This window comes from Lentzea kentuckyensis, assembly GCF_002150765.1.
Taxonomy (GTDB): domain Bacteria; phylum Actinomycetota; class Actinomycetes; order Mycobacteriales; family Pseudonocardiaceae; genus Lentzea; species Lentzea kentuckyensis.
The window spans coordinates 11,391-26,169 of record NZ_MUYM01000028.1 but is presented as its reverse complement, the minus strand read 5'-3'; the positions used below and the strand labels follow the sequence as shown (position 1 = coordinate 26,169).

Genomic DNA, 14,779 nt, shown 5'->3' with positions numbered 1-14,779 from the left:
CCATGCGGTTTCTCAGTCCGGAGTGGACACAAGCGGTCACGTCACGGATCGTCGAGGACGACCTGGTGGACGAGCTGCCGGACCGTTCCTGCTTGCTGCAGCTGAACATCACCTCCGCTCCCCCGCTCACCCTGAACGTGGGCGTCGAGAAGGTCGTGCTGTCACCGGGCGAAGCGACCTCCCCGGACGCCTCGCTCAGCTACACCTACGAGACCGCCGTCCGGATGGCACAGCGCGAGCTGATGCCGGGCGAGGCGTTTCGCGCGGGCCTGATCACGGCGGCCGGCGACGTGGACGTGTTGATGGGGCTGGAAGAGGTCTTCGACGACGTGGTGTGCGCGATGAACAAGGTGGAGTGTGAGTACTGACGGTTTCGCCACGATCCTGCGCCTGCTGGACGCGCACGGCGTGCCGTACACGGTCCTGCGCCACGCACCGGAGGGCAACACGGAACGGGCGAGCCGAACCCGTGGCCACGACCTGCACGCGGCGGCCAAGTGCCTGGTGACCGAGGTCCGCACCAAGGCAGGCGCGTCCCGGTTCGTGCTGGCCGTGGTCGAGGGCCACCGCAAGGTCGATCTCAAGGCGTTGAAGCGGCTCTACCGGCGCAAGGACGCGAGCCTCGCTCCCCCGGATCTCGCTGAGGAGTACGGCGGGGCCGCGGTGGGCTCCATCCCGCCGTTCCCGCTGCACGACAGGCTTGACGTCGTGGTGGACGTGGGCCTGCTCGACCACGAGGTCATCTACTTCAACGCCGCCAGGCTTGACCGCTCTGTGGTGCTCAACGTGCGCGACTACGTGTTCATTGCGGGACCACGCATCGCGCGCATCGCCTCGGGTTCGTGAGCACCCTGCGGGCACCGCTGCGCCAAGGATCCGCGTGCGAAGTGGTCGGCCGCCGTGTCCGGTCATCTGGCCGTTCGGCCGGCGGGTCAGGTTCGGACACTGCGGTGGGGAGTCGAGTCAGGCGACGATTCCCCGGGTGTCGCGCCAGACCATCTCCACCATCACCGACAAGGTGATCGAGGGTCGAGAAACAGCACTTCGAGCTGATCGGGCAGGGCATGAAGGGGCTCGCCGGCGTCAACAGGAACAGCGTCCACCGCAACCGGCCGGACCGCGCCGAGCTCGTCAAAGACGCGTTGCTGCAGTACGCGGAGGACTCCGCGCCTCTGCACGACTCCGGCGATCTCCGCCCTGATCCGGTCGACTTCCTGGTGGCGCTGGCCGAGCGGCCGTCGAGCTCGGTCGGCCGCGCCATGCTGCAGGCCACCGTCACGGCCACGGCGAACACGGATCTGGCCGAGGCGATGCGCGCTGCCGACGACCAGCAGTTCGCCGCCGCCCGCCAGCGGTTCGAGAGTGCCATCGACAGGGGAGAAATTCCGCCTGTCGACAGCTACTTCCTCACCGAACTGCTGTCCGGGCCGGAAGTGACGGGACCGCCTTGGTCCCGGCCTCAGCGCAGCACGAAGACGCGCAGGAGTCCCCACACCGCGGACAGCACGAGAACGAGACCCGCCAAGCTCAGCGCCAGCCACCTCAGGTCGCGTTGCCGTTGCAGCCTGGTCGGTGCACGGGTGTCGTCCAGGTGCGCGAAGACGGGTGCGAGCTGCTGCAGCAGCGCCATCTCGAGGCTGGTGGCGCGATCGGTGCTGAGGCGGACCTGTTCCGCGGTCCAGTCCTCGCGGAAGTGCAGTGCTGCTCGGACCGTGTGGTCGTCGGCATCGGGCAGCGGCGCGAGGTCTGGCAGCGGGTGCGGGAACAGGTCGGCCACGTCGGAGCGGAAGTTGTCGTACTCCCAGTTCCCGAACGGGAGCAGGACCACGACGCGGCGCGGGTCGACGGTTGCTCTGACCTGGTCGAGCTCCCAGCGCAGCCCCTCACCCCGGCCTGCGCCGATGAGGACCAGCTGGGAGCGGTCGAGGAGCTCACGCACCGTCTCCTGCCAGTCGTCGCCGACGTAGACACGAGGCGCACCGGCCGGTGGAAGTGGCTCGCCGGGCCGCCCGATCGCCACCAGCGGTCCGATCCTGGCGAACGCACGGGCGAGCCGCTCCTCCTCGGTCCGGAAGTAGTCCATCGCAGTCTCACCGGTGCGCGCCAGCAGATCGTCGATCAGGAACGAGCGCAGGTAGAGCACGGGACGACGGGGATCGGCCTGGAGTGCGGACCATCCGTCTGCCGAGGTGTTCCGCTTGAACCCGACCCAGCACCTGACGACGACATGCCTGCCGATCGGCTGGCAGATCAGGTGAGCCGCGACGAGGCCGACGAAGTAAAGGGCACCACCGCCCAGCCAGTCGGTCGTGATCGCCAACGCCACCACGACCGCGAGGATCAGCACGAAACCGGCGACGGCGCAGCAGAAGTACGCCGCGGCGCGCGCCTTCGACCGGCCATGCGTTCGTTCAGGGTTTTCGCTCACGTCCGCCCCCGCGACCACTGCTCGGCGCAGGAACAACCCGGCCGAGCTGTGCCCAGGACACTGCAGCACTCCTGGGTGTAGAGGACGAACCCTGTCCTCTTGGGTCTCGAGAGTAGACCCGCGGTCGCGCACCTCGTCGTCCAGCCCCGACGCGGCCGTCCCGGCGCCGATGGCGTGCACGATTTCGCCGCCGTGAGTGACGACGACCGAGACGCCGGGCAGCCCAGTCGCGTCGAGCGCCTGGTCCAGATGGGTGTCGATCGATACCGGCGTGGGGGCCTGAGAGAGGGCCAGCACCAGCCCGGCCACGAGTGTCCTCATGGGCCGGAACGCGATGGATCAGAAGGTCAGCGCCGGTTGCGTGAGACGCGCTCCGGTGATGTGGAGGGGTATCGCTCGCCGATCCGGTCTGGTTACCGGAGAAGGTCCACGTGCCACCATCGCACCGCCTCACGGTGCGAAACCGTCCTCCAGCTCTGCGTCAGGTACTCGACGCCGTTGCCGCTCCACGACCAGCCGATGTACCCGAGACCGCGAGCCTGCGCCTGAGCCATGATCGTGTCCTCGTCCGGGTTGCCGTCGCTGTGGTTGTGCCCGAACTCCCCTACCACCAACGGCAGCCCCGCCGAGCGGAACGCGTCGAAGTACGCGTTGATCTTCGCCGCGGTGTTGTAGACGCCGTACATGTGGATGGAGAACACCGTGTTGCGCTGCGGATCGGAGTCGAGCACCGAACGAGCGTTGTTCGAAGGAGACCATCCCGGCGGGTCGGACGTCAGCACAACCTTCACTCGGTCACTCATGAGCTTTCTAAAGGTGCCTGCGAAACTCAGCCCTCGGATAGTCGAGCTGAGGTCTGCACCGGTGGAGGCGGCGCGAATGAGCCAGGGTCGGGAGTAAGTAAAGTAACCTGGCAAAGCAGCCGGCTGAAGGGTGGAACCGTGGCGAGGAGCCCGATCTGGGCAAGCCGGCCGAAGACGCGCGGCTTGGTCCTGGACGTGATCAGGGCCGCGCGCACGATCAGCCGGGTGGAGCTGACCACGGCGACCGGCCTGACCGGGGCGACGATCTCCGAGGTCGTGAAGGAGCTCCTGGGCGACGGCCTGATCATCGAGGTCGGTCGTGGTGCGCCGACGGGCGGCAAGCCGCGCACGCTGGTCCAGCTCAACCCGCTGGCCCGCTACAGCGTGGGCGTCCTGCTGGAGCGCAACACGTGCGTCATCGTGGTCGTCGACCTGGCTGGACGACCGGTGGCCAGGACAACGTTTCAAGGCGTGGCTTCGATGCCACCGGAGCAAGCACTGCCGCTGGTGGCGGCACAGGTGGATGCCCTGCTGACGACGGCGGCTGCCGACCGGGAGAAGGTACTCGGAGTCGGTCTCGTCAGTTACGGCCCGCAGGACCGGCGGGCGGGTGTGCTGTTGACGCCGCAACCCACCGAGGAGTGGCGCGACTACCCCGTCGCACAGCGTCTTTCGGAGAGTCTCGGCCTGCCAGTGCTGCTCGACAACGACGCCGCGGCAGCCGCCATCGGCGAGTACTGGATGGGTGCGGTGGACCCGCGGAGCACCTACGGCTGCATCTACATGGCGACCGGGATCGGCGGCGGGGTGGTGGTCGCCGGTGAGGTGTACCGGGGCAGCTCGTCCAACACCGCGGAGATCGGTCACATCTCGATCGACGTCCACGGCGACGAGTGCTCGTGTGGCAACGTCGGCTGCCTGGAGAACTACGCCGGCCCGTCGGCTCTGGTCAAGCAGGCGCTGGCGACACCGGGACTCGCCCGGCGGCTGGCACTCGACCCGGCTGGCGACGACCTCCTGAGCGAGTTCGCGCGGATCGCGGCAGCCGCGAACGCCGGTGATCCCGAGGCCCGCGAACTCGTCGAGCGGTCCGCGCGTTACCTCGGTCATGCCGCGGTCACCCTGGCGGTCCTGTTCGACCTGGACGCGATCGTCCTGGCCGGACCGAGCTTCACGGTGGCGGGTTCGATCTACCAGGCGGTGATCCAGCAGGAGCTGGACCGCCGGTTGTTCGCCCGGCGGGCGCATCCGGTGCGAGTGGTGCCGTCGGTCAACGGGTCGGACGCGGCGGCGATCGGCGGGGCGGTGCTCGTCCTGCAGAGTGAGCTGACGGCCGGCACCGGCCGCGCCGAGAACGGAGCGCGGCCAGTGCCGGCCGGTGCGGTCGAGACAGTCTGATCGTTCGCTCAGCGCGGCGAACAGTCCGGCTTGCGGGTGAAGCTCTGCGCTGGGCGAGTGGGTGCCGTCCGGCTCATCCCTTGGCGCGCCGGCGTACGGCGTAGCCGTACTGGTCCGGCCAGCGAGGCTCGGCGCCGAGTGTGAGCGCGGCCTGCTGCGGCCAGTACGGGTTGCGGAGCCATAGCGGTGGCGCGCCCCGGAACGTGGCAGGGGTAGTTCACGCCCGGCAGGACACCACGCCGCACCCGTCTCTCACGCTGTCATCGCGCCAAGTCGGTTGCGGAAACCTGCCGATGAAAACGTTCACAGATCACGCTACCCGCGTCCGACTTGCCTAACCGCACGGCCGACCTCGGCACCCGTTGAACCAGGCCGTTGACTTACTTCGGCTACCTGAGTAAGCATTCAAGTGGTCTTCAACCCTGCGTCGACCAACAAGGAAAAGAGCTGCCGTGACGAGCTCGCCCCTGCACGACGGCTGGCGTCTGCGTGCCGTGGGAGGTCCGGTGCCGGGCTTTCTCGCCGGCCTGGACGTGCCAGCCCAGGTACCCGGCAGCACCCACCTCGATCTGATGGCCGCAGGCCTCATCCCTGACCCGTACCTGGACAGCAACGAGGCGGCGCTGACCTGGTTGCACCGCGTCGACTGGCAGTGCTCGACGACGTTCCGGGCGGAGGCGCCGCGGGCCGGTGAGCGGGTGGACCTGGTCTTCGACGGCATCGACACCGTCGCCACCGTCGAGTTGAACGGGGAGGTGCTCGGCCACACCGCCAACATGCATCGCGGCTATCGCTTCGACGTCGGGCGATCGCTGCGCGACGGTGACAACGACCTGACGGTGACGCTGCGGTCCGCGCTCACCCACGCCGAGCAGACGGAGACCGAACTCGGCTGGCGGCAACGGGCGTACCCGCACCCGTACAACGCGATCCGCAAGATGGCCTGCTCCTTCGGCTGGGACTGGGGACCCGACCTCCAGACCGCAGGCCTGTGGAAACCAGTGCGGCTGGAACGATGGGACACCGCGCGCCTCACCCAGGTGCGTCCGCTCGTCACGGTCCATGCCGACGGCACCGGCCGCGTCGACGTGCACCTCGAACTGGACCGCGCCGCGGATCGCGACTACACCGCGCTCGTCACGGTCGGCGCACACGCGGAACGAGTCGCGATCACCGGCGACGTCGCACACATCGTCGTTCTCGTGCCGGACGCCCGGTTGTGGTGGCCGGTGGGCCACGGGGACCAGCCGCTCTACGACCTGACCGTCGCGCTGCTGGCCGATGGCCGGCAGGTGGACGCCGTCGAGCGCCGGATCGGGTTCCGCACCGTCACCGTGGACACCGAACCGGACGAGTTCGGCACCCCGTTCGTCTTCGTCGTGAACGGCAAGCGCGTCTTCGCCAAGGGCGCCAACTGGATCCCGGACGACCACTTTCTCACCAGGGTCACCCGCGAGCGCCTCGTGCGCCGGATCGACCAGGCCGTCGGCGCGAACATGAACATGCTGCGGGTCTGGGGCGGCGGCATTTACGAAACCGACGACTTCTACGACGTCTGCGACGAACGCGGCGTGATGGTGTGGCAGGACTTCCCCTTCTCGTGCGCCTACTACGCCGAGGAGGAGCCGCAGCGCGGGGAGGTCGAGGCCGAGGCCGAGGAGAACGTCACCCGCATCCTCGCCCACCCGTCCCTGGTGCTGTGGAACGGCAACAACGAGAACCTCCCCGCCTACACCGACTGGGGCTGGCAGGACGGCCTGGAGGGACGGAGCTGGGGCGGCGGCTACTACCACGAGATTCTGCCCAAGATCGTCGAAGAGCTCGATCCCACCCGCCCGTACGCACCGGGCAGCCCGTACAGCCCTGGCGACCTGCCACCCAACGACGCAGACCACGGCACCCGCCACGACTGGGACGTCTGGAACTTCCTGGACTACACGCACTACCGCGACCACGTTCCGAGGTTCTGCGCCGAGTTCGGCTTTCAGGGGCCGCCCACCTGGGCCACCCTCACCCGATGGATCCACGACGAGCCGTTGACACCCACCTCCCCCGCGTTCCTGCTCCACCAGAAAGGCCACAACGGCAACGCCAACCTGGACCGAGGCCTCGCGCCCCACCTGCCGGTGCCGGCCGACTTCGAGCAGTGGCACTGGGCGACCCAGCTCAACCAGGCCCGCGCGGTGGCCTTCGGCGTCGAGCACTACCGCTCCTGGTGGCCGCGGACCGCGGGAACCCTGGTCTGGCAGCTCAACGACTGCTGGCCGGTCACCTCGTGGGCCGCCATCGACAGCGACGAACGCCCCAAGCCCCTCTACTACGCCCTCAAGCACGCGTTCGCACCGCGGCTGCTGACCGTCCAGCCCCGCGAGGGGAAGCCCACGCTGATCGCTGTCAACGACCACGACGAGCCGTGGGCGGGTGCGGTGCACGTGACCCGGCAGGACTTCGCCGGCGCGCTGCTGGCCACCGCCGAACTGCGACTCGACGTGCCGCCTCGATCCACCGCGCTGCTGGCGTTGGCCGACGATCTCCTCGAGCCCGCCGATCCGACGAGCGAAGTGCTGGTCGCGACCTCCCGCGATGTCCGCACCCACCACCTGTTCCGCGAAGACCTCGACCTCCGCTACGACCCGGCACCGTTCACCGCGGACGTCACGCCCGTGGCCGATGGGTACCGCGTCGACGTGCGGGCCACCTCGTTCGTCCGGGACCTCGGTCTGCTCGCCGACAAGGTGGCCGGTGACGCGGTCGTCGACGACATGCTCGTCTCACTGACCGCCGGCGAAGCACATCACTTCATCGTGCGCACGTCGGAGAAGCTGCGCGATCCGGCCGCATTGCTGCACCCACGCGTGCTGCGCTGCGCCAACACGTCTGTGTGAGCAGGAAGTCCACACGCGAGTACTTGTCCTGTCCGGACTGAACACCACCCTGCACAAAGGAGTGCTGATGTCGGGAACAGTCAGAAATCGTCGCACCACGTTCGCCGCGTTGGCTGCCGCGGTGTCCATCACGTCCACGGCGCTGTTGGCAGCGGCGGGCGGGTCGTGGGCGAGTGACGCGAGCGCGGCGGCGGCGTTCGCGTGCCGGGTCGACTACACGACCAACGACTGGGGCAGTGGGTTCGGCGCCACTGTGACCATCTCCAACGTCGGTTCGTCGGCGGTCGACGGCTGGACGCTGACCTACACCTACGCCGGCGACCAGACCCTTCAGAACGGCTGGAGCGGCACCTGGTCCCAGTCGGGCAAGAAGGTCACCGTCACCAACCTGAGCTGGAACGGCACCGTCCCGGCCGGCGGCAAAGTCAGCGCTGGGGCCAACTTCTCCTACAGCGGCACCAATGCCAAGCCCACGGACTTCGCCGTCAACGGTGCCGCGTGCACCGGCATCCCACCGACGACGACCACCACCACCACGACAACGACGGGCACCCCGCCGGTCGACGGTCCCGCACCGGCGTTGCGCGTCTCCGGCAACAAGATCGTCACTGACAAGGGCAAGCCGTACCGGCTGCTCGGGGTGAGCCGCTCCAGCGGCGAGTTCGCCTGCGTGCAGGGCAAGGGCATGTGGGACAACGGTCCCGTGGACCAGGCGTCGGTGGACGCGATGAAGACCTGGAACATCCACGCGGTGCGCATCCCGTTGAACGAGGAGTGCTGGCTGGGCGTCAACGGCTCCCCCGGCGGTGCCACCTACCAGCAGGCCGTCAAGGACTACGTGGGCCTGCTGGTGAAGAACGGCATCAACGTGATCCTCGACCTGCACTGGACCTGGGGCGCCTACACGAACGGGCCGGACTGGCACTGCAAGGACGAGCACGCGCTGTGCCAGAAGCCGATGCCGGACGCGCGGTACGCCCCGCAGTTCTGGACGGGCGTCGCCACCGCGTTCAAGGGCAACGACGCCGTCGTCCTCGACCTGTTCAACGAGCCGTACCCGGAGATCGCCAGCGACTGGAACAAGACCCTGGGCTGGCAGTGCTGGCGGGACGGCGGCACCTGCACCGGTCTCCCGTACGAGACCGCCGGCATGCAGGACCTGGTCGACGCGGTGCGGGCCACGGGCGCGACCAACGTCCTCATGCTGGGCGGCCTGGAGTGGGCCAACGACATGCGGGAATGGCTGGCGCACAAGCCGATCGACCCGTTGAACAACATCGCGGCCTCCTGGCACGCCTACAGCTTCAACGCCTGCGCCACCGAATCCTGCTGGGACAGCCAGATCTCCCCGCTGGCACAACAGGTTCCGGTCGTGATCGGTGAGTTCGGCCAGGACAACTGCGGTTTCGACTACATGCAGCGGTTGGTGAACTGGGCCGACACGCACGGCCTGGGTTACCTCGCGTGGACCTGGAACCCGTGGGGCTGCAGCACCGGCGCCGTGCTCATCAAGGACTGGAACGGCACACCCGAGCCCGGTGTCGGTGAGGGCTTCAAGGCTCACCTTCGCAGCCAGACCCCGTAGCTCCGCTGATCACTCCAGAGGAGGACGTTCATGCGTCGCAGGATCGCGCTGATCGTCTCGGCACTGCTTCCCCTTTCCCTCATCGCACCGACCGCGGCCGGCGGCGAGCCTTCAGCCGCCGTCTTGTCCACTCCCCCGCTGGGGTGGAACTCGTGGAACCAGTTCGGCTGCAACATCGACGAGAACCTCATCCGGCAGACCGCGGACGCCATCGTGTCGTCCGGCATGCGTGACGCCGGGTACACCTACGTCAACATCGACGACTGCTGGATGGCACGCGACCGTGACGCCGAGGGCAGGCTGCAAGCGGACCCGACCCGCTTTCCCAGCGGTATCAAGGCGTTGGCGGACTACGTCCACGGCAAGAGCCTGAAGCTGGGCATCTACTCGTCGGCGGGAACGAAGACGTGCGCGGGCTTCCCTGCCAGCATCGACCACGAGGAGACCGACGCGCGGACGTGGGCGGACTGGGGCGTCGACTATCTCAAGTACGACAACTGCTACAACGAGAACCGTCCGGCGCTGGACCGGTATCGCGCGATGGGTGAGGCGTTGCGCAAGACCGGCAGGAACATCGTCTACAGCCTGTGCGAGTGGGGCCAGAACCGGCCGTGGGAAGGGCTCGGCCGGGCGGTCGGCGGGCACCTGTGGCGGACCACCGGCGACATCTCCGACAACTGGACGTCGGTGATGGGCATCCTCGACCAGCAGGTCGGCCTGGAGCGGTACGCGGGCCCGGACGGGTGGAACGACCCGGACATGCTGGAGGTCGGGAACGGCGGCATGACCGACGCCGAGTACCGCGCGCACTTCGCACTGTGGTCCGTGCTCAACGCGCCGCTCATCGCGGGCAACGACGTCCGGTCGATGGACGACGCGACCAAACGCATCCTGCTCAACCGTGATCTGCTGGCGGTGAACCAGGACTGGTCGGGCACGCAGGGTCGCAAGGTGCGTGACGACGGCGACCAGGAGGTGTGGGCCAAGCCCATGTCGGACGGCTCGGTCGCGGTCGTCCTGCTCAACCGCGGCACTGCCAACGCCGCCATCGGCGCGACCGCCACCGAGCTCGGCCTGCCGGCGGGAAGGTCGTACCGCGTCAAGGACCTGTGGAGCAAGGAGCAGCACGCGAGCTCCGGCATGATCCGCGGCGGCGTCCTGTCACACGGCGCGGTGACGTACCGGGTGTGGCCGGGCGGCACGGCGAAGCTCGCCCCGCTGACGTCGTTCACGCTCGCCGGACCGGAACTGGTCGACGGTGCCCGGCCGTTCACGGTGACCACCGGTCTGGTCAACGACGGCACGTCCCCGTTGATCGGCGCCAGGGTGCAGCTCCAGGTGCCGGACGGCTGGGTCCTCAACGGACCGTCGGTGCGCGAGACGCCGTTGGTGCTGCCCGGCCGCGGTTTCACCACCACCTGGACGGTGACGGCCAGACCCGTGACGTCGGCGGCGACCGTCAAGCTGACCGCGGGGGCGAGCTATCACACGACGGCGGGCGCGGAGTCGCGCTGGAGCGAGATCGCGCCGCCCTTGGTCACGGCACCGTCCACAGGTGCCCACCGTGTTTCCGGCCTGCCGTTCGTGTCGGAGGTCAACAGCTGGGGCCCGGTGGAACGCGACCGCAGCAACGGTGAGCAGTCCCCGACCGACGGCAAGCCGATCACCATCGGCGGTGTCCGGTACCAGACCGGTCTGGGCGTGCACGCCGCGTCGTCCGTGCGGATCTACCTCGGCACCACCTGCTCGGCGTTCACCGCGCAGGTCGGGGTGGACGACGAGACGAACGGCCTGGGCAGCGTGTCCTTCCGGGTGCTGGGCGACGGGCGTGAACTCGCCGTCACCCCGGTGCTGCGGGGCGGTGCGGAGGCCGTGCCGGTCCAGGCCGACGTGACCGGTGTGCGAATGCTCGACCTCCAGGTCACCGACGGAGGTGACGGCAACAACTCGGACCACGCGGACTGGGCCGCTGCCACCATCACCTGCTGACACCTGTGGCGGGTGGTAGCTCTCCGGCGGAGCGAGATAGGTGGCCATGTTCGCGACTGGCGCCACGGAGATGCACGGGCACGCGCCACGCCACCCCGCATGGGACAGTCTGAGCTCGCGTGACGTCCGCTCTGCACGACACGAGCTGCCGCCTGGGTTTCGAGACACGGGACAGACAAGCTCAGCTCCCGTGGCCGTGAGCACCGAACTCCTCCTGCTGTTCGTACCGATCAACCACGTGGCAGATCAGTACTGGACGAGGTGAAGCTCCGGTTCGGGAGGCGACTCTGCTGGGATGCCGTGGGGAGCCGCCCAAGATGTTCCCGGCGTGATGCGAGCGCAGGTCACAAAGGTCCACGGTGTAGCGTGATCGCGTCTGCCATGGTTTTGAAGTACAGGTCGCCCGTGACCACAGGTCACCGGCGTTTTGCTGTTCAGCGTCTCCGGCCATGGCGGGTCACCCCGACCCCCGCGCAGTGCGGGGGTCACATTCATGCTTGGAGTGCACCATGGCCACCGGAACCGTCAAGTGGTTCAACTCTGAAAAGGGCTTCGGCTTCATCGAGCAGGACGGTGGCGGCGCCGACGTCTTCGCCCACTACTCGAACATCGCCGCCCAGGGCTTCCGCGAGCTCCAGGAAGGCCAAAAGGTCTCCTTCGACATCACCCAGGGCCAGAAGGGCCCGCAGGCGGAGAACATCGTTCCCGCCTAGTCCCGTTGCCAGCCGCTGAACATCAGCGGCACGCGCGGAAGACATGAGAGCCCGGCCAGAAGATCCATCCGGCCGGGCTCTGTCCTATCCGAACGAAGCAGGCATCCGCAGGCGCCGTTCGAACGCAGGCGCCGTTCGAAGTGCCGGGTCCTGGAACAGGTCGCGCTTGATGTGGTCGTCGGTGGTTGTAGTGGGACACGTAGCGGCGCCAACCACCGCGACCACGTCCGGTTCGCGGACAAGAACTCCGAGCAGACGATGGCGCAGATCACGAAGTGTGTGAACGAAGGACGACGCTGCCCGCTGACCGTTGACATCGCTCCAGCGCCTGCCGGTCACTCGACGGCGACGGTGAAAGCCGCGGTGTGCAGTCGCCCGTGATGGGAGAACTCGAGGAACAGCCGGTACTCCCCGCGGTCGGCGAAGACGGCGCGGAACGTCAGCTCACCGTTGATCAGTGGCGCACCGAGCGGTTCGACGGGATGCAAGTGCGTCGCGGAGAGCAGCATGGTGTGGAACCCGGTCATGTGCCCGTTGGCGCCGAGGTGCGGCTCGAGTCCCTCGACCGGTACACCGTCCGGGGTGCGGATGGCGAAGCGCAGCTTGCGCTCGCTCATCACACCGAGCGTGGCGGGCTCGTCCACCCTGGTCACCGAGTAGCCCGTACCGGTCCGCGACTGCGCCTCCGGTTGGGGCACCGGCACGAGTTCGGTGTCACCGGCGAGGCTGAACGGCACGCCCAGCACCACGGGGTGCAGCGGATCCTTGGTGTCGAGCGGGATGAACTCGGCGAACATGCGGTACGCACCACCATCGGGCAGGTCCACCGACGTGTCCCAGGTGTCGCCGTCGAGCACGGGGTGGACGTGCCGGAACACGTGCATGTCGTCGCGGACGACGAAGAAGTGCATCTGCTTGGTCTGGTTGTCCAGGAACCTGGTCACCGGTTTTCCGTCGGCGCCGAGGATCCGGAACGCGACGGGGACGCCGGTGCCGCGGTTCGCGGGCATCACCACGCGCTCGAACCGGTAGCCGGACTCGGCCTCCGACAGGCCGTCGCTGTGCGAGGCGGGGACCACCGGACCCATGTTCTGGTGCTGCGTCGGCGGCGTGCTGCGGCCGAACATCATGACCGACCCCGCCACCACGATGACGACGGCCACCAAGGCGAACACCCAGTCCACGAAGGTCAGTTTGCGCACGACCACTCCTCAGCGGGTGGTTTTGGCCGCGCAGCAGCCAAAACCACCCACGACGTCATCTCAGAACTGGAGACTCCACGCGTCGATGTAGCCGGTGTCGGCCTTGGCGACGTCCTGCACCTTGAGCTGCCAGGTGCCTTCCGCCGTCCTCGCCGACGCGTCGACCGTGTAGGTCGTGACCACGTTGTCCGCCGAGTCGTTGCTCGATCCCTTGAGACGGAACGAGGTGCCGTCCGGCGCGATGAGGTCGATCACGAGGTCGCCGCGGTAGGTGTGCTTGATGTCCACGTTCACCTTCAGGGTCGACGGGGCCTTGCCCGCGACACCGGAGACCGTCACCGGGGAGGTGACCGCCGCGCCCGCGTCCGGGATGGCGACGTCCGCGGTGTTCTCGAACTTCCCGCCCGCCGGCGGCGGTTCGGCGGCGCCGAGGTTGGGCTTGACCACGACCAGGCCCTGCTCGATGCCGTTGACCAGCACGATGCCGCTGGCGAAGTACGGGTAGTTGCTCCACGCCCCGTTGAACTTCGCCTCGTTCGCGGCCGGGTAGATGTCGAAGTACCCGGCCTCGGTCAGCTGCGCCGAGGCGACCCCGCTGACGTCGAGGATCCGCAGGCCCGCCTGGTAGTTGGCCTGGTAGGAGTACTTGCCCTTGATGTACTGGTTGTGGTCGATCGCCGTCGCGGGCGAGTTGTAGACGCCGGTGTGCACGGGGTTGGCGAGCGAGGCCAGGTCCCAGATGTAGGTCTTGGTCCGCTTGTCGGTGCCGCGCGACTCGTCGAGTTCGTCGTCGAGCAGGAAGTAGCGCTGGTCCTCGGTCAGCCAGCCCTGGTGCGAGTACTGCGCGCCGGAGTAGCCCTTGCGGGAGATCTGCACCGGTTTGGCCTTGTCGGTCACGTCGACGATCGTCAGCGTGTCCTCGTTGGAGTTGAAGCAGATCTCCCTGCCCCGGTAGGCCGCGTCCGGGCCCCGGTAGATCACGCACTGGTTGTCGTGCGTGTACCCGTCCTGGGAAACGCAACCCGCGTTCTTGGGCGACTTCGGCGAGCGGATGTCCACCATGTGCGGGCCACCGCTGCACGTGTTGGAGCCGATCGCGTACGCGAAACCGGTCTCCTCGTTGATCGCGATGTTGTGCGCCGGGCCGAAGTCCTTGTAGACGGTGTCGGCGGTGAACGTCTGCGGCGAGGTGATCGTCCGCAGGCGGGTCAGGTCGAACACCTGCATCCCGTGGCCGGTGATGAAGTCCGCGACGATGAACGCGTGGTCCTTGTACACCTTCATGTCACGCCATGAGCTGCTGCCGCCGTTGGACGGCAGGTTGCCCAGGTAGCGAGGCGCGGTGGGGGTGCTGACGTCGACGAACGCCGTGCCGTTGGTGCGGCCGACGATCGCGTACTCCTTGCCGGAGGACGGGTCGGTCCAGCCCCAGATGTCGTTGCCGTTGCCGCCGCCCATCTGAGCCAGCGGCAGGACGCTGAGCAGGTCCACGTTCTTGCAGGGGTAGACGTCGGCCTTGCCGTCGACGCACGGCACACCGGCCGCGGTGTTCGTGACGGCGTGCCGCTCCGCAGGCTGGTAGTCGGCCATGAACGTTCTGGCCGCCGCCTGTCCTTCGGGGGTGTCGGGGTCGTGCGCGGACGCGCCCGACATCGTGAGGGCGATCGCCGATGCCGTCAGCACCGTGAGCGCCCCCAGCCGCAGGGTCTTCATGAAGTTGGGCTCCTCACGGAAATCCGGCCGCTCAGGACGCGGACCGGTGCAGGGTTTCCGATC

The 14,779-nt window shown here is 68.1% G+C and carries 11 protein-coding genes and 1 pseudogene; 8 read left to right on the top strand and 4 right to left on the bottom strand.

Going from position 1 to position 14,779, the window contains the following annotated elements; all coding sequences use genetic code 11:
- Positions 1-2 precede the first annotated feature (2 nt).
- The 3 genes and pseudogenes from B0F77_RS15325 to B0F77_RS50855 form a co-directional block, all read left to right on the top strand.
- The gene (locus B0F77_RS15325) at positions 3-368 is read left to right on the top strand and encodes an SCP2 sterol-binding domain-containing protein (protein WP_086663566.1); all 366 of its coding nucleotides are present in this window, start codon (positions 3-5) and stop codon (positions 366-368) included.
- A complete protein-coding gene (locus B0F77_RS15320) occupies positions 358-846 on the top strand; it encodes a YbaK/EbsC family protein (protein WP_211293809.1) in 489 nt (162 codons plus the stop codon). The genes B0F77_RS15325 and B0F77_RS15320 overlap by 11 nt, the downstream gene beginning before the upstream one ends.
- 218 nt (positions 847-1,064) lie before the next feature.
- A pseudogene (locus B0F77_RS50855) lies at positions 1,065-1,418 on the top strand (TetR/AcrR family transcriptional regulator C-terminal ligand-binding domain-containing protein); the annotation flags it as partial.
- Between the two features lie 41 nt (positions 1,419-1,459).
- Here the strand turns inward: B0F77_RS50855 and B0F77_RS49745 are convergent.
- Positions 1,460-2,749, bottom strand: coding sequence for a hypothetical protein (locus B0F77_RS49745; RefSeq protein WP_245848194.1), 1,290 nt, complete (start codon positions 2,747-2,749; stop codon positions 1,460-1,462).
- 92 nt (positions 2,750-2,841) lie between these two features.
- Positions 2,842-3,231 carry a cellulase family glycosylhydrolase gene (locus B0F77_RS49740; protein WP_245848192.1) on the bottom strand — a complete coding sequence of 130 codons (390 nt, stop codon included), beginning with the start codon at positions 3,229-3,231 and terminating at the stop codon, positions 2,842-2,844.
- A 138-nt stretch (positions 3,232-3,369) separates the two neighbouring features.
- On the opposite strand from B0F77_RS49740, the gene B0F77_RS15305 reads away from it, so the two are divergent.
- The 5 genes from B0F77_RS15305 to B0F77_RS15285 all read left to right on the top strand — a co-directional run bounded on the left by B0F77_RS15305 (position 3,370) and on the right by B0F77_RS15285 (position 11,801).
- Positions 3,370-4,629: an ROK family protein gene (locus B0F77_RS15305; protein ID WP_158102698.1), complete on the top strand. Its 1,260-nt coding sequence runs from the start codon at positions 3,370-3,372 to the stop codon at positions 4,627-4,629.
- 452 nt (positions 4,630-5,081) lie between these two features.
- Complete coding sequence (locus B0F77_RS15300) at positions 5,082-7,514, top strand: glycoside hydrolase family 2 protein (protein WP_086663563.1); 2,433 nt, start codon at positions 5,082-5,084, stop codon at positions 7,512-7,514.
- A gap of 67 nt (positions 7,515-7,581) precedes the next feature.
- Complete coding sequence (locus B0F77_RS15295; RefSeq protein WP_086663562.1) at positions 7,582-9,099, top strand: cellulase family glycosylhydrolase; 1,518 nt, start codon at positions 7,582-7,584, stop codon at positions 9,097-9,099.
- A gap of 30 nt (positions 9,100-9,129) precedes the next feature.
- On the top strand, positions 9,130-11,088 hold the full coding sequence (locus B0F77_RS15290) for an NPCBM/NEW2 domain-containing protein (protein WP_086663561.1): 1,959 nt from the start codon (positions 9,130-9,132) through the stop codon (positions 11,086-11,088).
- A 509-nt stretch (positions 11,089-11,597) separates the two neighbouring features.
- Positions 11,598-11,801, top strand: a complete 204-nt coding sequence (locus tag B0F77_RS15285) for a cold-shock protein (protein WP_086663560.1) — start codon at positions 11,598-11,600, stop codon at positions 11,799-11,801.
- A 335-nt stretch (positions 11,802-12,136) separates the two neighbouring features.
- Here the strand turns inward: B0F77_RS15285 and B0F77_RS15280 are convergent, their stop codons facing one another.
- The gene (locus B0F77_RS15280) at positions 12,137-13,003 is read right to left on the bottom strand and encodes a hypothetical protein (protein WP_086663695.1); all 867 of its coding nucleotides are present in this window, start codon (positions 13,001-13,003) and stop codon (positions 12,137-12,139) included.
- A gap of 60 nt (positions 13,004-13,063) precedes the next feature.
- A complete protein-coding gene (locus tag B0F77_RS15275; protein ID WP_086663559.1) occupies positions 13,064-14,716 on the bottom strand; it encodes a choice-of-anchor B family protein in 1,653 nt (550 codons plus the stop codon).
- Positions 14,717-14,779: the final 63 nt, after the last annotated feature.

Bases quoted from the DNA above. Each gene is read 5' to 3' on its own strand.
- B0F77_RS49740 (WP_245848192.1), bottom strand. From the start codon at position 3,231: ATGAGTGACCGAGTGAAGGTTGTGCTGACGTCCGACCCGCCGGGATGG.
- B0F77_RS15275 (WP_086663559.1), bottom strand. From the start codon at position 14,716: ATGAAGACCCTGCGGCTGGGGGCGCTCACGGTGCTGACGGCATCGGCG.
- B0F77_RS15295 (WP_086663562.1), top strand. From the start codon at position 7,582: ATGTCGGGAACAGTCAGAAATCGTCGCACCACGTTCGCCGCGTTGGCT.
- B0F77_RS15290 (WP_086663561.1), top strand. From the start codon at position 9,130: ATGCGTCGCAGGATCGCGCTGATCGTCTCGGCACTGCTTCCCCTTTCC.
- B0F77_RS15325 (WP_086663566.1), top strand. From the start codon at position 3: ATGCGGTTTCTCAGTCCGGAGTGGACACAAGCGGTCACGTCACGGATC.
- B0F77_RS15285 (WP_086663560.1), top strand. From the start codon at position 11,598: ATGGCCACCGGAACCGTCAAGTGGTTCAACTCTGAAAAGGGCTTCGGC.
- B0F77_RS49745 (WP_245848194.1), bottom strand. From the start codon at position 2,749: ATGAGGACACTCGTGGCCGGGCTGGTGCTGGCCCTCTCTCAGGCCCCC.